17 protein-coding genes are annotated in these 19,415 nt (G+C 63.8%); 9 read left to right on the plus strand and 8 right to left on the minus strand.

The window, feature by feature from the left end:
- Positions 1 to 14: 14 nt before the first annotated feature.
- A complete protein-coding gene (locus EIC84_RS16090) occupies positions 15 to 1,289 on the plus strand; it encodes an NAD(P)/FAD-dependent oxidoreductase (protein ID WP_034363018.1) in 1,275 nt (424 codons plus the stop codon).
- A gap of 89 nt (positions 1,290 to 1,378) precedes the next feature.
- Here EIC84_RS16090 and EIC84_RS16095 read toward each other — a convergent pair whose 3' ends face one another.
- A complete protein-coding gene (locus EIC84_RS16095) occupies positions 1,379 to 2,428 on the minus strand; it encodes a BMP family protein (RefSeq protein ID WP_237704510.1) in 1,050 nt (349 codons plus the stop codon).
- A 501-nt stretch (positions 2,429 to 2,929) separates the two neighbouring features.
- Between EIC84_RS16095 and rpsU the strand changes: the two genes are divergently transcribed.
- Positions 2,930 to 3,142 carry a 30S ribosomal protein S21 gene (rpsU, locus tag EIC84_RS16100; RefSeq protein ID WP_003052999.1) on the plus strand — a complete coding sequence of 71 codons (213 nt, stop codon included), beginning with the start codon at positions 2,930 to 2,932 and terminating at the stop codon, positions 3,140 to 3,142.
- Positions 3,143 to 3,324: 182 nt separating this feature from the next.
- Entirely contained in the window at positions 3,325 to 3,771 is a 447-nt protein-coding gene (locus EIC84_RS16105) for a GatB/YqeY domain-containing protein (protein WP_003069400.1), read from the plus strand.
- 107 nt (positions 3,772 to 3,878) lie between these two features.
- On the opposite strand, the gene EIC84_RS16110 is transcribed toward EIC84_RS16105, so the two are convergent.
- Positions 3,879 to 4,814, minus strand: a complete 936-nt coding sequence (locus EIC84_RS16110; protein ID WP_003069397.1) for a LysR substrate-binding domain-containing protein — start codon at positions 4,812 to 4,814, stop codon at positions 3,879 to 3,881.
- Between the two features lie 128 nt (positions 4,815 to 4,942).
- Here EIC84_RS16110 and EIC84_RS16115 point away from each other — a divergent pair, with 128 nt between their 5' ends.
- Positions 4,943 to 6,031: a tartrate dehydrogenase gene (locus EIC84_RS16115; protein WP_003069395.1), complete on the plus strand. Its 1,089-nt coding sequence runs from the start codon at positions 4,943 to 4,945 to the stop codon at positions 6,029 to 6,031.
- 111 nt (positions 6,032 to 6,142) lie between these two features.
- Here EIC84_RS16115 and EIC84_RS16120 read toward each other — a convergent pair whose 3' ends face one another.
- Both EIC84_RS16120 and EIC84_RS16125 read right to left on the minus strand, forming a co-directional pair.
- A complete protein-coding gene (locus tag EIC84_RS16120; protein ID WP_003069393.1) occupies positions 6,143 to 6,610 on the minus strand; it encodes a DUF1801 domain-containing protein in 468 nt (155 codons plus the stop codon).
- A gap of 153 nt (positions 6,611 to 6,763) precedes the next feature.
- Positions 6,764 to 7,699 (minus strand): LysR substrate-binding domain-containing protein, encoded by a 936-nt coding sequence (locus tag EIC84_RS16125; RefSeq protein ID WP_003069390.1) that lies wholly within the window; start codon positions 7,697 to 7,699, stop codon positions 6,764 to 6,766.
- 111 nt (positions 7,700 to 7,810) lie between these two features.
- Here EIC84_RS16125 and EIC84_RS16130 point away from each other — a divergent pair, with 111 nt between their 5' ends.
- The 4 genes from EIC84_RS16130 to hpaI all read left to right on the plus strand — a co-directional run bounded on the left by EIC84_RS16130 (position 7,811) and on the right by hpaI (position 12,863).
- Positions 7,811 to 8,794: a tripartite tricarboxylate transporter substrate binding protein gene (locus EIC84_RS16130; protein ID WP_003069387.1), complete on the plus strand. Its 984-nt coding sequence runs from the start codon at positions 7,811 to 7,813 to the stop codon at positions 8,792 to 8,794.
- Positions 8,795 to 8,852: 58 nt separating this feature from the next.
- Positions 8,853 to 10,382 carry a UxaA family hydrolase gene (locus tag EIC84_RS16135; protein ID WP_003069384.1) on the plus strand — a complete coding sequence of 510 codons (1,530 nt, stop codon included), beginning with the start codon at positions 8,853 to 8,855 and terminating at the stop codon, positions 10,380 to 10,382.
- A gap of 62 nt (positions 10,383 to 10,444) precedes the next feature.
- A complete protein-coding gene (locus EIC84_RS16140; protein WP_003069382.1) occupies positions 10,445 to 11,926 on the plus strand; it encodes an NAD-dependent succinate-semialdehyde dehydrogenase in 1,482 nt (493 codons plus the stop codon).
- 133 nt (positions 11,927 to 12,059) lie between these two features.
- Entirely contained in the window at positions 12,060 to 12,863 is an 804-nt protein-coding gene (gene hpaI / locus EIC84_RS16145; protein WP_003069380.1) for a 4-hydroxy-2-oxoheptanedioate aldolase, read from the plus strand.
- A 170-nt stretch (positions 12,864 to 13,033) separates the two neighbouring features.
- Here hpaI and EIC84_RS16150 read toward each other — a convergent pair whose 3' ends face one another.
- The 3 genes from EIC84_RS16150 to EIC84_RS16160 all read right to left on the minus strand — a co-directional run bounded on the left by EIC84_RS16150 (position 13,034) and on the right by EIC84_RS16160 (position 17,481).
- Complete coding sequence (locus tag EIC84_RS16150; RefSeq protein ID WP_034363075.1) at positions 13,034 to 15,640, minus strand: EAL domain-containing protein; 2,607 nt, start codon at positions 15,638 to 15,640, stop codon at positions 13,034 to 13,036.
- A 259-nt stretch (positions 15,641 to 15,899) separates the two neighbouring features.
- A complete protein-coding gene (locus EIC84_RS16155) occupies positions 15,900 to 16,814 on the minus strand; it encodes an O-acetylserine/cysteine exporter (RefSeq protein WP_003069372.1) in 915 nt (304 codons plus the stop codon).
- A 112-nt stretch (positions 16,815 to 16,926) separates the two neighbouring features.
- A complete protein-coding gene (locus EIC84_RS16160; RefSeq protein WP_003069368.1) occupies positions 16,927 to 17,481 on the minus strand; it encodes a hypothetical protein in 555 nt (184 codons plus the stop codon).
- Positions 17,482 to 17,575: 94 nt separating this feature from the next.
- On the opposite strand from EIC84_RS16160, the gene EIC84_RS16165 reads away from it, so the two are divergent.
- Positions 17,576 to 17,929 (plus strand): hypothetical protein, encoded by a 354-nt coding sequence (locus tag EIC84_RS16165; RefSeq protein ID WP_003069365.1) that lies wholly within the window; start codon positions 17,576 to 17,578, stop codon positions 17,927 to 17,929.
- 57 nt (positions 17,930 to 17,986) lie between these two features.
- Here EIC84_RS16165 and pmbA read toward each other — a convergent pair whose 3' ends face one another.
- Positions 17,987 to 19,408: a metalloprotease PmbA gene (gene pmbA / locus EIC84_RS16170; protein ID WP_003069363.1), complete on the minus strand. Its 1,422-nt coding sequence runs from the start codon at positions 19,406 to 19,408 to the stop codon at positions 17,987 to 17,989.
- Between the last annotated feature and the right edge of the window lie 7 nt (positions 19,409 to 19,415).

Below are 19,415 nucleotides of genomic sequence, written 5' to 3' on the forward strand. Positions count from 1 at the left end.
TCGCCCTGCCCGCCGTGTCCTCCTCTTCACAGGTCCCCTTCCAGATTTTTGACGCCATCATCATCGGCGCCGGTGCCGCCGGCCTGTTCTGCGCGGCCCAGGCCGGCCAGCAGGGCCTGAAAGTGCTGCTGATCGATCATGCGCCCAAGGTGGCCGAGAAGATCCGCATCTCGGGCGGCGGGCGCTGCAACTTCACCAACCGCGATCTGGACGTGCGTGCGCCGCACAAGCATTTTGTGGGGCAGAACCCTCAGTTTTGCCGCTCGGCCCTCTCGCGCTTCACACCCGCCGACTTCATCACGTTGATGGACAGACACGGCATTGCCCACCACGAAAAGCACAAGGGCCAGTTGTTTGCCGACCATTCGGCCGAGGACATCATCGCCATGCTGCTGGCCGAGTGCAGCGCGGGCGGCGTGCAGCGCTGGCAGCCTTGCCAGGTCAAGAAAGTAGTGCTTTCGCCGTCAAACCAAGACACAGAAAGCGATTTCAGCTATCAGATTGAAACCGATCGTGGCCTGGTACAGGCCGCCAATCTGGTCATTGCCACCGGCGGCCTGAGCATTCCCAAGATAGGCGCCACCGACTTCGGCTACCGTCTGGCCCAGCAGTTCGATCTGCCGCTGATCGAGCGCACGCCCGGCCTGGTGCCCATGACCTTCGACGGCGAAGGCTGGCAACCCTACGCGGGCCTGGCCGGTCTGGCCCTGCCCGTGGAAATCAGCACCGGCAGCAAAAAGGAGCGCATGAGCTTCCACGAGGATTTGCTGTTCACCCACCGCGGCCTCTCGGGTCCCGCCGTGTTGCAGATCTCCAGCTACTGGAAGCCCGGCACCCCGCTGCAGATCAATCTGCTGCCTGGTGTGGATCTGGCCGAGGTGCTGGCCCAGGCCAAGCTCCACTCGCGCAAGCTGGTGGCCAACGAACTGGCCGCCCATCTGCCCGCGCGCCTGGCCGATGCCTGGGTCGGCCGCATGCCCGAGTTGCAGCGCCCCATCAACGAGGCCGGTGACAAGGCCCTGGCCAGACTGGCCGAGCAGCTGTCGCGCTGGGAGATCACTCCCACGGGCACCGAGGGCTATAAAAAAGCCGAGGTCACGCTGGGCGGCGTGGACACCAAGGTGCTGTCCCAGCAAACCATGGAATGCAAGACCCGGCCGGGCCTGTACTTTATCGGCGAGGTGGTGGACATCACCGGCTGGCTGGGCGGCTACAACTTCCAGTGGGCCTGGGCCAGTGCCGCCGCCTGCGCCCAGGCCATGACGGAAAAGCAGTCAGTCATGGTTTGAGCGACTGGAACCAAAGCGCCTGCCGCCATGAAAAAAAGGATGGCTGAGCCATCCTTTTTTGCTGCCTGCACCTTCGGCGCACCATCCGGTCAGGCAGAAAACTCCTTGCCTTCATAGTGTTCAGGAACCTTGAGCTGCCCCGAGGCGATGGCAGCCGACGCCTTGGCCACGCGCTCGCGCACAGCGCCGGCCACGCCCTGACCCATGGTCAGGCGTACGGCAGCCGGGTCGCTCAAACCGATCTTGCGAATGCCCGGGCCGGGCGCACCGCGCTCCTGCATATCCTTGACGGCCAAGAACGCGCCAATGCCCACATCGGCCCAGGCGGAAGCGACGAACACCTGCGGGTCCACCGTGGTCCAGTCGATCACATTGCCGATCTGGCGCGTGCCCGCCTCGCGGCAGGCCTGGGTCACGCCATCGCGGCCGGAGTTGAGCATGGTGAAGATCACATCGGCACCGGCAGCCATCTGGGCCTTGGCAATGCGGTGCGACAAGGCGTTGTCGTCCTGATCGCCCGAGAAGTTCGTCAGCAGCTTGACCCTGGGGTCGGTATCGCGCACACCGGCCGCATAGGCAGCACGCCCCTTGAGCCCCGGGGGCACGCGAATGCCCGACATATGGCCGACCACCCCGGTTTTGGTGGTCAGCGCCGCCAGCACGCCGGCCAGATAGGCCGACTCCTCCTGCAGCACGTCATAGCTGCAAAGATTGCTTCCTTGTACCGCGCCCTGGGTCACGACGAACTGGGTCCTGGGAAAGCGCGCCGCAACTTCGGCTGCGGCCTGATTGTTCTGCCCGCCATGGGCAATCACCAGCTGCGCACCCTGCTCCGCAAGCTGTGCAAGAGCCGGCACCAGCAACTCCTTCCTGGGCGCCATGCCGTCGAGAAAGCGGGTCTGCACGCCCAACTCCTGGCGCGCTTTTTCCAGGCCGCGCCAGCCAGCCTCCATAAAGCCCTTGTCGCTGCGCGAGCCCGCAAACAGACCACCCACCACCAGGGAACCGCCGGATGCGGCAGGCCCGGAAACTCCGGCCCTGCCGGCACAGGCCGTCAATGCCAGCAAGCCCGGCACGGCTACGGCCGAAGCCATCCATTGGCGACGCGAAATAAATGAGGAATGAGAAGCGCTGGACAAGATGGAAGCTCCTTGAACACAGAAAAACAGCGACGCGCACAAGCACGAAACCCACTTATTCCTTGACCTCGGTCATGAAATAAAGCCTCCAAACTGTATGCAATTTTCGTGCACACAATACTCCCAAGAAACCCCAGAGCCGAGCTCGGCTGTCCTGGCGCCTGGGCAGCACCGTGCTCTTGCATTGCGCATCCGGCCTCGCTCCACAACACACGCGACTTGAACGCGCCGATAGTCCAAAAGGCACAATGGCGGCGCCTGGATCTGGTCTGCGACAACGCCCTGCCTGCTGCCGCAAAAATCATGCGCGCGCGACCGACGCCGGATTGCTTCACGCCCCATTGAAGACGCAGCCCAAGTCTTGGTCTATAATGCTCGACTTTGCTGGCATTACCCCGTCGGCCATACTAGTTAAAAAGTGGCGGGGAAACCGCTGTTCATGGCTCTCAGGCCCGATCTTCCCGAGAACCCTCTGTCAGCACAGATATATCTGGAAATTAAATGACTACCATCCGCGTCAAAGAAAACGAGCCCTATGAAGTTGCCCTGCGCCGCTTCAAGCGCACCATCGAAAAGCTGGGTCTGCTGACCGATCTGCGTGCTCGCGAGTTCTACGAAAAGCCCACAGCCGAGCGCAAGCGCAAGAAGGCTGCTGCCGTGAAGCGTCACTACAAGCGCGTTCGCAGCATGCAACTGCCTAAGAAGCTGTACTAATCGTTGATTAGGACCAGTCGGCCTTAAAACAGCCGCAAACCCGCGCTCGGGACGCCAGGCGCGGGTTTTTTGTTTTCTGGCCACTGCCAAGCCTGCCCGGCCGCGCAGTGACCTCCCAGCGCATGGATAGTCAACGCCGTTCACACGGCGCACCACCATTCGCCCACCCCAAGGAGAAAGCCATGAGCCTGAAAGCCCAGATTACCGAAGACATGAAGACCGCCATGCGTGCCAAGGACAGCGCACGCCTGGGCACCATCCGCCTGCTGCAGGCCGCGATGAAGCAAAAGGAAGTGGACGAGCGCATCGAGCTCGACGACGCCGCCGTCATCGCCATCGTCGACAAGCTGATCAAGCAGCGCAAGGACTCCATCGCCGCCTTCGAAGCCGCCAACCGCGCCGATCTGGCCGATGTGGAAAAGGCCGAAATGGAAGTGCTCAAGGTCTATCTGCCCGAACGCATGGGCGAAGCCGAGATCACCTCGGCCGTGCAAGCCATCGTGACCGAGCTGGGCGCCTCCGGCCCCGGCGACATGGGCAAGGTGATGGGCGCCGTCAAGACCCAGCTGGCCGGCAAGGCCGATATGGGCCTGGTGTCCGCTGCCGTGAAGGCCGCGCTGACAAAGTAATTGGCCACCGGCCTGAGCCGCCACGCGGCATCAGGCTCAAAAACAGAAGCTGCTTGCGCTTGCCGTACATATCTTTCAGATTCAAAAGACTCTGAAATTCATGTATATCATTCGATAGCAGCTTCTTTTTTAATAGCATTCCGAAGTCCCGTGGGAGCCTGTTTGCTAAAGAACTCCTGCAGGAACTCGACGCAGACGCGCACCTTGGCCGAGCGCTCCAGCCGGGTCGGATAGACGGCCCAGATATTCGCCTGCTGCTGCCACTCGGGCAGCAACTGCAGCAGGCTGCCGGCCTGCAGATCGGCCGCCACATCCCAGAGCGAGCGCAGCACGATGCCATGACCGTCGCGCGCCCATTGCACGGCCATCTCGCCATGATTGGTGGACAGCGGCCCGGTCACTTTCACGCTGCGCTCCTGACTGCCCGAGCGCAGTTTCCAGAAACCGAAGGGATGGTCACGCTCCTTGATGACCAGGCAGTCATGCGCAGCCAGCTCGTCGAGCGTGCGCGGACTGCCGCGCCGCTGAATATAGGCCGGGGCCGCGCACAGCACGCGGTGGTTGTCGGCCAGATGCCGGGCAATCAGGTGCGGGGCGATCTCGTCGCCCACGCGCACATCGAGATCGAAGCCCTCGGCCGCGACATCGACGATGCGGTCAAACACTTCCAGGCGCAGCTGCAACGCCGGATATTGCGCAATCAGCTGCGACAGCGCGGGCGCCACCACATTGCGGCCAAAGCCGAAGCTGGTGGACACCCGCAGCAGGCCGCGCGGCTGGCGCCGCGTCACGTCCACCTCCTGCAGCAGATGCTCGACCTCGTCCAGAATGCGTTGCGCCCAGTGGTAGACGCGCTCGCCCTGCTCCGTGACAGCGACCCGCCGTGTGGTGCGATGCAGCAGCTTTACGCCCAACTCCTGCTCCAGCAGGCGGATGCGCTTGCTGACAAAGGCCGGCGAAGCATTGTGCGCGGCCGCAGCCTCGGCAAAGCTGGCTTTGCGCACCACGGTGGTGAAGACACGCAGGTCTTCGGGCGAGGGCATTTTCTGCACGATCTGTAAACAATCAGGCCACGATCAGTCAATTGTATTCAGTTATGCAAGGTGCAGAATACCGCCAGGCACAGGCTGAGCCGCTGCCTCGCCACCCAACACATTCACGAGAGAGCACCATGTCCACTCCCAAAAAGATTGCAGTCATCGCCGGCGACGGCATCGGCAAGGAAGTCATGCCCGAAGGCCTGCGCGCGCTGGAAGCCGCAGCCAAGCGCTTCGACCTGCCGCTGGAGTTCCACCATTTCGACTGGGCCCACTGCGACTACTACGCCGAACACGGCCAGATGATGCCCGACGACTGGAAGGCCCAGCTCTCGGGCATGGACGCCATCTTCTTCGGCGCCGTGGGCTGGCCCGCCACCGTGCCAGACCATGTCTCGCTGTGGGGCTCGCTGCTCAAGTTCCGCCGCGAATTCGACCAGTACATCAACCTGCGTCCGGTGCGCCTGTTCGAAGGCGTGCCCTGCCCCCTGGCCGGCCGCAAGCCCGGCGACATCGACTACTACGTGGTGCGCGAAAACACCGAAGGCGAATACACCTCGCTGGGCGGCGTGATGTTCGAAGGCACGGACCGCGAGATCTGCATCCAGGAATCGGTCTACTCGCGCAAGGGCGCCGATCGCCTGCTCAAGTACGCCTTCGCTCTGGCCCAGAGCCGCGCCAAGAAGCACGTGACGCTGGCCACCAAGAGCAACGGCATCGCCATCAGCATGCCCTGGTGGGACAAGCGCGCCGACGATGTGGCCAAGGACTACCCCGAAGTCACGCTGGACAAACAGCACATCGACATCCTGACCGCCCGCTTCGTGCTTCAGCCCGGCCGCTTCGACGTGGTGGCCGCCACCAATCTGTTTGGCGACATCCTGTCCGACCTGGGCCCTGCCACCACGGGCACCATCGGCCTGGCACCATCGGCCAACCTCAACCCAGACCGCAACTTCCCCTCGCTGTTCGAGCCCGTGCACGGCTCGGCACCCGACATCTACGGCAAGAACATCGCCAACCCCATCGCCATGGTCTGGTCGGGCGCGCTGATGCTGGACTTCCTGGGCCGCAGCGAAGGTGCCTGGCGCCAGGCCCACGACACCATCGTGGCCGCCATCGAGCACACGATCAAGGCCGGTCCGCTGACGCCCGATCTGGGCGGCAAGGCCAACACCACCGAGGTGGGTGAGGCCATCGCCGCGGCTATCGCCAAGGCCTGATGACTCCGGGCTGGCTGCAGTCGGCCCGATTCAAGACGCACCCCGCACAGGCTGAGCCTGCACCGGGTGCTTTTGCACGCCTGCACGCCCAGGGCCATCGGCTGCGGCGAGCTAGGCTGCAGGCCGCGGTTTGGCTTTGGCTTGCGAAGCCGGTTTTCTGGCCGACCGGGCCTGGGCATTGCGCTGCGCAGCGGCCTGCACCAGTGCCTGGAACGCTGCGGCGTCAAGCGCATCGCCCAGATGCAGGTCTATGGCCCGGCGCGTGGCGCCTTCAAGACTGGCATTGAACAGGCCGGCCGGATCAGCCAGGGCCGCGCCATGCGCGAAGGTCAGCTTGACCACGGCCTTGTAGGTCTCGCCCGTGCACAGGATGCCGTCCTGCGACCATACGGGCGTTCCGCGCCATTTGAGTTCTTCCACCACGGCGGGCAAGGCCTCATGGATCAGCGCGCGCACGCGGGCCAGCATGGCGCCGCGCCAGTCGTCCAGGCTGGCAATTCTGGCATCGATCAGAGCCGAAGCCTCGGGGCCGCTGACAGGCTCGGCCGGAGGTGCAGGCATGGGCGGCAAGGCAGTCATAGATGGGTCTCCATGGTTGGACCTGGAACCATGTCCGGCACAAGGTACAGGGCACAGGGCTCAAGACATGGGACAAGGATTGCTCCACGGTAGCACGCCAGAGCAGAGCGGCTCCAGAGGGCCAGCCCGCCCTATATCAGGCTCATTCCAGGCTCAGCCCAGCTCCCCCGCAACTTCGCGCAGGCATTCGACCAGCAAGCCCGTGGTCGGCGTCAGCGGCTGGCCGCGCAAGGTGATCAGTCCCACGGGCGGCAGATCTATGGGCACGACCAGATCCAGCATGGCCAATGTACCCAGGGCGGCATGGCAGCGGGCCACGCCACGCGCCATGAAGGCCACGGCACCGCGCTGGTGCACAAAGGTCAGCTGCGAGAGAAAGGACGCGGTTTCCACGATGTCGGCCGGCGGATGCAAGCCGTGGGCATAGAACTGCTGCTCCAGCTTCACACGCAGCGAGGCCCAGGGCGGTGGCAACACGCAGGGCTGGTCCGCCAGGGCCTGCCAGCTGGCCGCGCCCGGCGCCAGCAGCGCATGACCGGGCCGCACAACGGCCACCATGGGATCGTCGTACAGCGCCTCGGTCTCCAGGTCGGGCGCGGCATAGCCGGGCTCCAGCCGTCCCACGAACAGATCCAGCTCACCCAGGCGCAGCTTGGGCAGCAAGCGCGTCAGATCCCCCTCCTCCACCATCACCGTGGTCTGGTCCGAACGCGCTTTTAACCGCTCCACAGCGCGCGCCAGCAGCACGGGCGTGGCCACCACCATGGCGCCCACACTGGTGCGCCCGCGGGCACCGCTGGCCTCGGCAGCCATCTCGTCGCGCGTGCGTTCGAAACCGGCCAGCACCGAGCGCGCAAACCGCACCATGCTGACACCAGCTGCCGTGGGTTCGGTACCGCGCGTGGAGCGCTCGAACAGCGCCATGCCCAGCATGCGCTCGACCTCGGCCAGGGTCTTGGAGACGGCGGGCTGGGTCACTGCCAGAAACTCGGCCGCACGGCCCAGGTGACGGAACTGATCCAGCGCCACCAACAGCTGCAAATGGCGCAGCTTGAGGTTGGAGCGCAGCACACGATCGATCTTGCTCATGGGGCTTCATTACCTAACAGTTATGAAGAGAGTCTATCTTTTCATTGGATTGTCATGGAGCAGTTTTGAACAATCGGGGCTGGCAGTTCAAATAACGACAGGAGACAAGCGATGATCCCCCCACGCAGCAGCCGACGCAGTTTTGTGCTCGGCGCCCTCGGCGCAGCCACGCTCAGCAGTTCCACCCGCCTGCTGGCCCAGACCTGGCCCGAGCGCCCCATCACCTTCATCTGCCCCTGGCCTGCCGGCGGCACGGCCGACCAGTCCATGCGCGCGCTGTGCACCGTGGCCAGCCGCATCCTGGGCCAGGCGATTGCGGTGGAAAACCGCGCCGGAGCCTCCGGCATGATCGGCTCCAAGGCCCTGGCCTCGGCCAAACCCGACGGCTACACCATCGGCCAGATCCCGATCTCGGTCACGCGCTTCTCCCAGCTTGGCACGCTGCAGGCCGATCCGCGCAAGGACTACACCTATATCGCGCGTACCTCGGGCCAGACCTTCGGCATCGCCGTACCGGCCAACTCGCGCTTCAAGACCCTGCAGGACTTCGTCGCCGCTGCCAAGGCCAAGCCCGGCAGCATCACCTACGCCCACGCCGGCGTGGGCGGCGCCACCCATGTGGGCATGGAGGAGTTTGCGGCTGCAGCCGGCATACAGCTCAGCCATGTTCCCTACAAGGGCGGCGCCGAGGCGCTGCAGGGCGTGCTGGGCGGCCATGTGGACGCGCTGGCCGACTCCAGCTCCTGGGCTCCGCATGTGGAAGCCGGCAAGCTGCGCCTGCTGGCCACCTGGGGCGAGCAACGCACGCCGCGCTTCAAGGACGTGCCCACGCTCAAGGACCTGGGCTACAACGTGGTCATCGATGCGCCCAACGGCATCGGCGCGCCCAAGGGCCTGCCGCCCGCAGTCGAAGCCAAGCTGCGCGATGCCTTCCGCCAGGCCGTGGCCAGCCCAGAGTTCAAGTCCGTGGCCGACAGGCTGGACGCCCCCTTGCTCTACCTGGACGGCCCCGACTACGCCAAGTATGTGAACACGATCTACCAGAAGGAAACCGTGCTCATCGACAAACTCAAACTGCGCGAGCTGATGCGCTGACGCGCCGCGTCCCCGCCGCATCCTCACCGCCTCAGGCCCGCCATCCCCGGACTCCAAGATGCTCTCCTCCTCTTCTTCCCTGCTGCACCTGCACCCCAACGACAATGTGCTGGTGGCCAAGACCGCCCTGGCCCTGGGCCAGGACATTCCCGAGCTGGGAGTGCGCACGCGCGCCCAGGTGCCGGCCGGCCACAAGATCGCGGCACGCCGCATCGCCGAGGGCGAGCAGGTCAAGAAGTACGACACGGTGATCGGCGTCGCCACACGCGACCTGGAGCCTGGCGACTATGTGCACAGCCACAACCTCAAGCTGGTGGACTACTACCGCGACCCGTCGTTCGGTGCCGACGTACGGCCCGTGGACTACGTGCCCGAAGAACAGCGCGCCACTTTCCAGGGGTTTGAGCGAGCGGGCGGCGGCGTGGGCACGCGCAACTTCATCGGCATCCTGTCCTCGGTCAACTGCTCGGCCACCGTGATCAAGCGCATCGCCGCCCACTTCACGCCCGAGCGGCTGGCAGCCTTTCCCAATGTGGATGGCGTGGCCGCCTTTGCCCAGAACAGCGGCTGCGGCATGTCCTCGCCCAGCGAGCACTTCGACGTGCTGCGCCGCACCCTGGCCGGCTATGCGCGCCACCCCAACCTGGCGGGCGTGCTCATCGTGGGTCTGGGCTGCGAACGCAACCAGGTCGATGCATTGGTGGATTCGCAAGGCCTCAAGGAAGGCCAGTTGCTGCGCACCCTGGTGATGCAGGAAGTGGGCGGCACGCGCGCCACCATAGCGGCCGGTATTGCCGCCATCGAAGAAATGCTGCCCATCGCCAACCAGGCCCAGCGCAGCACCGTCGCTGCCAGCCACCTCAAGATCGGCCTGGAATGCGGCGGCTCGGACGGTTTTTCGGGCATCACGGCCAACCCCGGCCTGGGCGCGGCCATGGACATTCTGGTGCGCCACGGCGGCACGGCCATTCTGTCCGAGACGCCCGAGATCCACGGCGTGGAGTTCATGCTCACGCGCCGCGCCATCAGTCCCGAAGTCGGCCAGAAGCTGCTGGACCGCCTGGCCTGGTGGGAACGCTATGCAGCCGGCCAGAACGCCCAGTTTAACGGCGTGGTCGGCCATGGCAACCAGGCCGGCGGCCTGGCCAACATCTTTGAAAAATCCCTGGGCAGCGCCATGAAGGGCGGCACCACGCCGCTGCGCGCCGTCTATGAATACGCCGAGCCCATCACCGAGCACGGCTTCGTCTTCATGGACTCGCCTGGCTACGACCCCGTGGCCTCTACGGGCCAGATCGCAAGCGGCGCCCAGCTGATCTGCTTCACCACGGGCCGCGGCTCCATGTTCGGCAGCAAGCCTGCACCCACCATCAAGCTGGCCAGCAACACGCCCATGTACCAGCGCCTGCAGGAAGACATGGACATCAACTGCGGCGTGGTCGTCGACGGAGAGCTGAGCGTGCCCGAGCTGGGCCAGCAGATCTTCGAGCAGATCCTGCGCCATGCCAGCGGCGAACCAACCAAGAGCGAAGCCTTGGGACTGGGCGACCACGAATTCGTGCCCTGGCATCTGGGCATCGTGAGCTGAAGAAAACGCATCTTCCAGAGCTTTGCGCCCTTATCCGATCTTCACTTTCTGCGATTTTCACCATGAACGCCACGCCACTCAGACTGCAACGCACCGAACTGCAGCGCAGCGCCAACTTCATCGCCGGCGCCTGGACGCCTGCTGCCAGCGGCGCCAGCTTTGCCGTGACCGATCCGGCCACGAGCAACACCATCACCAGCGTGCCAGATTCCGGTGCGGCCGATGCGCGCGCCGCAGTGGACGCAGCCCAGGCGGCCCTGCCTGCCTGGCGCAAGCTGCCGGCCAAGCAGCGCGCTGCCATCATCAAGCGCTGGAACGATCTGGTGCTGGCCCATCAGGACGATCTGGGCACGCTGATCTCGCTGGAGCAGGGCAAGCCCCTGGCCGAAGGCAAGGGCGAAGTCGCCTATGCCGCCAGCTATATCGAATGGTTCGGCGAGGCCGCCACGCGCATGAATGGCGAAGTCATTCCCGCGCCCGTGCCGGGCCGGCGCATGTTCGCCCTGCTCGAACCCGTGGGCGTGGTCGCCGCCATCACGCCCTGGAATTTCCCGGCCGCCATGATTGCGCGCAAGATCGCGCCGGCCCTGGCTGCGGGCTGCACCGTGGTCTGCAAGCCGGCCGAGGACACACCGCTGACCTCGCTGGCCCTGGTGCTGCTGGCACATGAAGCCGGCGTGCCTGCCGGCGTGCTCAATATCGTCACGGCCTCGCGCGAGCGCACGCCCGAGGTGGTCGATCAATGGCTGGATGACAGCCGCGTGCGCAAGATCACCTTCACCGGCTCCACGCCCGTGGGCAAGCACTTGGCGCGCCGCAGCGCCGACACCCTCAAAAAGCTCTCGCTCGAACTGGGCGGCAATGCACCTTTCATCGTTTTCGAGGACGCCGATGTGGCAGCCGCCGTGGACGGCTTCATGGCCGCCAAGTTCCGCAACGGCGGCCAGACCTGCGTCTGCCCCAACCGCGTCTTTGTGCACCGCTCGGTGCACGAGACCTTTGCCCAGCAACTCAGCGCCCGTGTGGCGGCCCTGCACGTGGGCCCGGCCAGCGACCCGGCCTCGCAGATCGGCCCCATGATCAACGACCGCTCGGTCGAGAAAATCACCCGCCATGTGGAGGACGCGGTGGCCAAGGGCGCCAAGGTGCTCACGGGCGGCCGTCGCCTGCCCGAGCTGGGTCCCACCTACTACGCCCCCACCGTGCTCTCGGGTGCCACTGCGGCCATGGCCTGCGCCTGCGAAGAGACCTTCGGCCCCGTGGCCCCGCTGACCCTGTTCGACGACGAGGCCGAGGTCATCGCCGCAGCCAACGACACGCCGTTCGGTCTGGCCGCCTATTTCTACAGCCAGGACCTACGCCGCATCTGGCGCGTCGCCGATGCCCTGGAATCGGGCATCGTGGGGATCAACGAAGGCGCACTGGCCGCCGAGGCCGCCCCCTTTGGCGGTGTCAAGGAGTCAGGCTACGGCCGCGAAGGCTCGACCCACGGGCTCGACGATTACCTGCACATCAAATACGTCTGCCAAGGTGGGTTGGATTGAATGCAGGACACCACCCTGAAGAGCTGCGCGGCCAGCCCTGGCTCTTGCTTGGCGTCTCTGGCTTGGGCCGCGCCAGTTACAGGCGCCGCGCCTATTCACCTGCACTCAGCCCTTTCACTGAATCGAGACCCCCATGCCCGCACTGAATCCCTTCAAGACCGCCATCGCCGCACGCCAGCCCCAGATCGGGCTGTGGCTGTCCATGGCCGCCCCCTACCTGGCCGAAGCTGCCGCCACCACAGGCTATGACTGGCTGCTGATCGACGGCGAGCATGCGCCCAACGATCTGCGCAGCACCCTGGCCGCCCTGCAGGCCGTGGCCCCGCACCCGGCTCAGCCGGTGGTGCGAGTCGTGGAAGGCAGCACAGCCCTGATCAAGCAGATGCTGGACATCGGCGTCAAGACGCTGCTCGTGCCCATGGTGGACACGGCAGACCAGGCCCAGACCATCGTGGCCGCCACGCAATACCCTCCCCTGGGCGTGCGCGGCGTCGGCAGTGCCGTGGGACGAGCCTCTCAGTGGAGCAGCCGCGCCGACTATCTGAATGTGGCCGACGACGAGGTCTGTCTGCTGGTGCAGGCCGAGACCACCACGGCCCTGAAAAATCTCGAAGCCATCTGCGCCGTGGACGGCGTGCATGGCGTCTTCATAGGTCCTGCCGACCTCGCGGCATCCATGGGCCACCGCGGCAACCCCGGCCACCCCGAGGTGCAGGCCGCCATCGAGGCAGCGATGCAGACCATTGTTGCCAGCGGCAAGGCTGCAGGTACGCTGACCTCGGACCCCGCGCTGGCACAGCGCTACCTTCAACTCGGCTGCAGCTTTGTGGCCGTGGGTGTGGATGTGTTGATGTTCGTGAATGCCGCGCGCAAGCTGCGTACCCAGTTTGCCGGCGCCACGGTGGCGGCCCCGGCACTGCCAGGAGCCGCCTACTGAAGCCTTGAGGCACAACGTTGAAGTTGCAACCATGCCCGCATATCCTGACGAAGATGCCGAACAGCCGCCAAAGCCCGGGCAGCATGACAATGCGCGTGGCCTCTCAGCCGCATCTGCACATCACTTCATCGCTGCCGGAGCGATCCGTTCCGAACCTCCGCACGACAAGTTCATGCAGCGACGGCGCCTGGCACGGTTGGCACCGGGGAAGCCGGGTTGGCAGCCAGCCAATGCTCAAACTCCTTCGGTGTCAGCGGCCGGGCGAACAGAAAGCCTTGCGCCACCGGGTAGCCCTGTTCGCACAGCATCACGCTCTGCGTTGGCGTCTCCACGCCTTCCGCCACTACTGTCAGGTGCAGACTCTTGCCAATGCCCAAAATAGCACTGCTCAACGCCCGAGCCGCCTCGTCATGCTCAAGATCGGCCACGAAGCTGCGATCCAGCTTGAGTTCGCTGACCGGCAGCCGGCGCAGATAGCTGAGGCTGGAGTAGCCGGTGCCAAAATCATCCATGGACAGGCGCACTCCATGCGCATGCACCTCGTTGATGGTCTTCATGGTGCTGGGGTTGGTGTCCAGCAAAATGCTTTCCGTCAGCTCCAGGGTCAGGTCCTGCGGCACCAGATCGTTTCGGTCCAGCGTGTCGGCGATCATTCGTGGCAAATCCAGATTGTGAAAGCTCGATGGCGACAGATTGACCGACACCGCGGGGACTTCCATCCCCTTGGCCCTCCACTGCGACAGCTGGCGACAGGCCTCTTCCAGTGCCCAGCTTCCCAGATCGGCGATCAGCCCGCACTCTTCTGCCAGCGGGATAAAGCGGGCAGGCGAAATCTCGCCCAGCTCGGCATGGGTCCAGCGCGCCAGGGCCTCCACGCCATACAGACGGCCGGTGGCCATTTCGATCTGAGGCTGATAGTGCAGGCGCAGGCCGCCGCTTTTGAGCGCCTTGCGCAGTGCAGTCTCCAATGCCAGGCGCTCCTGGGCCAAGCGGTTCATTTCGCTGCTGAAGAAACAGAAACGGCCGCGCCCCTTGCTCTTGGCCTGGTACATGGCCATGTCGGCGCGGTGCACCAGGGTCTCCATATCCCGGCCGTCCATGGGAAACATTGCAATGCCCACGCTGGCGGATATGGACAGCGAGGTGTCGGCAATATTCAGGGGCTCTGCCAGCAGCTCCTGCAGGCGTTCGATGGTATTGGCCACATGCTCCGCATCGCATTGCGGCAGCACGGCAACAAACTCGTCACCCGACAAACGCCCGGCAATATCGGAGCTGCGCAGCACGCGCTGTAATCGCGTCGCGACATTGCGCAGCAATTCATCCCCCACAGGATGACCCAGAGAATCATTGACCTGCTTGAACCGGTCCAGGTCGATGAACAGCACCGCCAACTGCTCGTCATTGCCGGCAGCTGATGCAATCGCCTGATCGGCCTTGGCCTGCAGCAGGCTTCGATTGGGCAATCCGGTCAGTCCGTCGTAGAAAGCCAGCTGACGAATGCGCGCGCGCGACAGCTCACGCTCCAGCGCCAGGGCGCATAGATGGATGCAGGCATCCACCAGTTGCTGGTGAAAAGCCGAGGCATCCCCGGTCAGCTGCTCCCGGTAATAGAACGCGAAAGTACCGATCGGCTTGCCGCCGCTGTTGCAGATGGGAGTGGACCAGCAGGCTTTGAACCCCAGCGGCAGGATCAGGTGCTTGAAATCCGTCCACAACGGATCATGTGCAATATCGTCCACCAGCACCGGCGCGTTGCGCCAGGCCGCCGTTCCGCAGGAGCCCACATTCGGCCCTATGGCCACCCCGTCTAGCAGCGCTGAATAAGAATGCGGCAGGCTTGGTCCGGCCAGCGGGTGAAGCAGCCCCTGGGCATCCACCTCGAGAATCGATGCCGTCACCTCCGGAGCAATCCTCTCGACCTCCTGGCACACCATCTCCAGCACCTCCACCAGCGGCCGCTCGCGCGCCATGGCTTCCAGCACGCGGTGCTGCAAGGCCTCATGCATCTTGGAGCGCGTGATATCGGTCAGCATCGAAACCGTATATTGCCAGCGCCCGTCCGCGTCGAGGATGGGGTTGCTGATGACCTTGGCCCAGTAGCGCTGTCCATGCTTGCCGACCACGATTTCCTCACGCCCCACAGGCTGGCCGGCGCGCAATTCTGCGCGATAGTGGTCCACAAAGGCCTCGGACGCCTGAGGAGCCAGCAAGGCAATCGGCATGAGCCCCGCGACCTCCTCGGTGCGCCAGCCGAACATGCGCGTAAAGCCGCCGTTGACATGCACGATGCGTGAGCTTCCATCACTGATGACCACTGCCGTGTCGGAGGCATCGGCCACCAGGGACAAGCGACGCAAGTGCTCCTGCTGCGCCTGCTCCCGGGCTCGCCGCTGCGTGACGTCGGTAGCGATCTTCAGAATATGAATCACCCTGCCCTGGGCATCCATCACCGGTGAATAGGTAGCCTCCAGCCAGCAACTGCTGCCATCGCTGCGTAGTCGCTCCACCACTCCGGAGTAGGCATTGCCAGCGCACAGATGCGTCCAGATTTCCCGATACCTGGCACTGTCGGCCAGACGCGCAGAGCAAAAGCTGCGATGTGGGCGGCCCAGAGACTGCTCACGCGTAAAGCCCATGAGCTGCAGATAGTTGTCATTGGCACGGTGCAACGACCCATCCAGGCCAAATTCAGCCATGGCCATGACCCTGTCCAAGGCCTGCAGCTGGGCCAGCTGCAGCTCAGGAGGCATCGCGCCAATATCTCCCTCTCGCATCATTATTCCTTTGCATATTCGCATCCCAGGCCGGCTCGAATCCGGAATGGAAAAGTCATGCTTTTATCTGGATGCAGGCAATAATAATGACGAAAACGAGATTCAATATTCGTGATTCAGTCCAAGTGTTCAAAAAAACTTTGATCGACAACAGCTATTGACTTGCGAGCCCGTGCTGCGCTGGCAAAGTACTCTGCCGGGCAGTCACAGGCCGTTGCGGCAGAGCAGCGGTGTGCCCGGCTATCAGCCAGCCGGTGTCTCAGCGTCGCCATTTGCCGCCAAATTGGTTGACCACCATGCCCAGCAGAACGCCCAGCGTGCCCAGCCATTGCAGGCCATTGGGAGCTTCTCCCAGCAGCAGCATGGCCGACAGCAGACCGATCACCGGCACCAGCAGCGACAAAGGGGCCACGGTGCTGGCTGCATAGCGCTGCAGCAACCGCGTCCACAGACCATAGCCCAGCAAGGTGGACAAAAAAGCCAGATAGGCGATCACCCCAAGCTCGCTCCAGCTTATGGACTGCAGCTGCGAAGCCACCGAATCCGCGCCATCCACCCACAGGGACAGCAACAGCAGCGGCAGCATGGGGAAGACGCTGGTCCAGACGATGAAGGACACCGGCTCATACGAGCCTTGCTTGGCCGCCATCCGCGTCAGCAGGTTCGAGCCGGCCCACATGGCAGCGGCGCCCACGGTCAGCACAAAACCGATCAGCGTCATATCCGATGTCCCCTCACCATGGGCTGCACCGATCAGCAGCAGTCCGGCAAGAGCGATGAGCAGGCCCAGCCATTGCCAGCGCTGCGGTTTCTCGTGCAAAAACGCAGCCGCCAGCAGCATGGTGATAAAGGCCTGGGTCTGAAGCACCACGGATGCCATGCCGGCAGGCATGCCCAGCTTCATGCCGGTGAACAGCAGGCCGAACTGCCCGACCCCTTGCACCAGGCCGTAGGCGGCCAGCAGACCCCAGGAAAGATTTTTGGGCGGACGCACGAACAGCAGAAACGGCAGCGATGCCGCGGCAAAGCGCAGCGCGCACAGCAGCAGGGGCGAGAGCTTGGCCAGCCCCCACTTCATGACCACGAAATTAAGACCCCAGACCACGATGACGATGATGGCGCTGAGCCAGTCCGGACGGCTCATGCCGGAGGTGGGTGAGGATGCAGAACTCATGACACTGACAACTGATATTGGATTTTCTAGATCAAGCCCCCTAGTATGACTTGCCATCAGTCATGACTGGCTGCGAAAGCGGTCAAATCGAGTACCGGGACTGCAAACGGTCTTACTTGAGCAGATACCGGTCCACTTTGATCGGCAGCATGAGCAAGGCCTTGAATACATACAGGACGATCAAGGTGCCGCTGAAGTCGCCCAGAATCATCACCAGAAGCTGGTCCATCTGAAAACCATCCCCTATGACCACGGACCAGGCCTGGTGCAGCAAGGCATTGCTCAGTCCGTAAATGACACTGAGCCACAGCAGGCGACGCGGCGTGAGATCACTGAGAGATCGCCCGAGCCCCATCCATTTACGAGCTGCGCAATAGGTGCCATAAGGGGCAAGCGTGGCCATGATGCCGCCCGCAAATGCCCGCAGCCAGTCATCCGGGAAAAAGTAGAAGTTGCAGACCAGCCATGACACGACGAAAAGCCCGGCCACGCCCGCCTCCGCAAAAAGCAGGGTACAAAGCAGACGAGCGCCTGCAGGCAGGTAAATCCAGTTGACGCCCCTGACAAATTCCAGTTCGGAGAAAATCCACTGATTAAGAGCCAGCATCGCCAGGAACAGCAAAGCCGTGATAACCGCCACCGAAAATTGCGTCCAAATGTTCTTCATGCGCTGCCGCCGAGCTTGTTCACTGTCTGCACAGTATTATGAGTGCCGTTTATTCGCTCTTCGTTAGCGGCGCGTCGCCTGTTTTTGCCTTCTCATGCCAAAGTCCCTGTCTGCCGATATCTATTTACGCTTTTTGCACCTGGCAGCGACCATCCGCAACCTGCCAGTGCTGCCCGCACTGGATCCACTGGAGGAACGCCTGCTGGAGCAAATCGCCAATGCCGGCACGCGCCAGGAGCGTCTTTGCGTCCGGGATCTGATGGCCCAGCGTGAACTCGGGTCTCCGGCCACGATTCACACCCGTCTGAAGTCCATGCGCCAGAAAGGCTGGATCCTGCTGGCCGATACCGAGGATGCCAGACGCAAGCAGATCGAGCTCAGTGCCGATGCCCACAAGCATTTCGAGAAACTCTCGCACTGCATAGTTCAGGCCGCAGCCGAGAGCTGATGCAGAAATGAAAAAGCAGCCGCCGGGCTGCTTTTTTCATGGAGCGACCAACAGCGATCAGCTGCCGGCCACCTTCATGCGATTGATCAGCATGGAGCCCACGGTCTTGGCACCGTAGTTGTAGGCATCGGCTCCGATGGCCTCAATGCCCTTGAACATGGTCTTGAGGTTGCCCGCGATCGTGATTTCGTCCACGGGGAAAGCGATCTCGCCGTTCTCCACCCAGAAGCCGCTGGCGCCGCGCGAATAGTCGCCGGTCACATAGTTCACGCCCTGGCCCATCAGCTCGACCACAAACAGGCCCGTGCCCAGCTTCTTGAGCATGGCATCCAGATCGTCGCCCGCCTTGGTGCGGCGCGAAGTCATGACCAGATTGTGCGAGCCGCCGGCATTGCCCGTGGTCTTCATGCCCAGCTTGCGCGCCGAGTAGCTGGACAGGAAATAGCCTTCCACGCGGCCGGCATCGACCACCTTGCGAGCCTGCACGCGCACGCCCTCTTCGTCAAAGGGCGAGCTGCCCTTGCCGCCCAGGACAAAGGGGTCTTCCTCGACATCGATGTGCTTGGGGAAGATGGGCTTGCCCATGGAGTCGAGCAAGAACGTGCTCTTGCGATAGAGGGCGCTGCCGCTGACGGCCTGCACAAAGCTGCCCAGCAGGCCGGCGGCCAGCGGAGACTCGAACAACACCGGGCATTCGGTGGTCGGGATCTTGCGGCTGCCCAGACGGCTCAGCGTGCGCTCTGCGGCGTAGCGGCCCACGGCTTCTGGCGAGGCCAGATCTGCAGCATTGCGCATGGAGCTGTACCAGTAGTCGCGCTGCATCTCGCCATTCTTGCCGGGCAGCTTGGCAATGGGCGCCACCGACATGCTGTGGCGCGAGCTGGCGTAGCCGCCGCGAAAACCGTTGGTATGGGCCGTGAAGAAATGGCTTTGCTGGGCCGAGACGCCCGCACCTTCGCTGTTGCTCACGCGACGGTGGGTCTTGAAGGCGGCCTCCTCGCAGCGCAGCGCCATCTCCGCAGCGGCTTCGCTGGTGATATCCCAGGGATGGAACAGATCCAGATCGCGATGCGTGCCGGGCAGCGCGATATCTGCGCTGTCGGGCAGGCGGGCAAACGGGTCTTCTGCGGTGAAGCGCGCGATGTCATAGGCGGCCTGCACGGTCTGCTTGATGGCGGCTTCGGAGAAGTCCGAGGTGCTGGCATTGCCCCGGCGCTGACCCATATAGACGGTCACGCCCAGCGACTTGTCGCGGTTGCGCTCCACGGTCTCCAGCTGGCCCTTGCGCACGCTGACCGACAGGCCGCAGCCCTCGGAAGCCTCGGCGCCGGCGTCCGTCGCACCCAGCTTTTTGGCATGCTGCAAAGCCTGGTCCACCAGCCCCTCGAAAAAGGCTTGGCTGAAGCTGAAACCGGCTTGCGGTGCGGATTGGGCCTGTGCACTGGAAGTGCTTGTATTGCTGGAGCGAGGTTTTTTCATAGCGGCG

The sequence above is a fragment of the Comamonas sp. A23 genome, from assembly GCF_004522605.1.
GTDB lineage: Bacteria > Pseudomonadota > Gammaproteobacteria > Burkholderiales > Burkholderiaceae_C > Comamonas > Comamonas thiooxydans.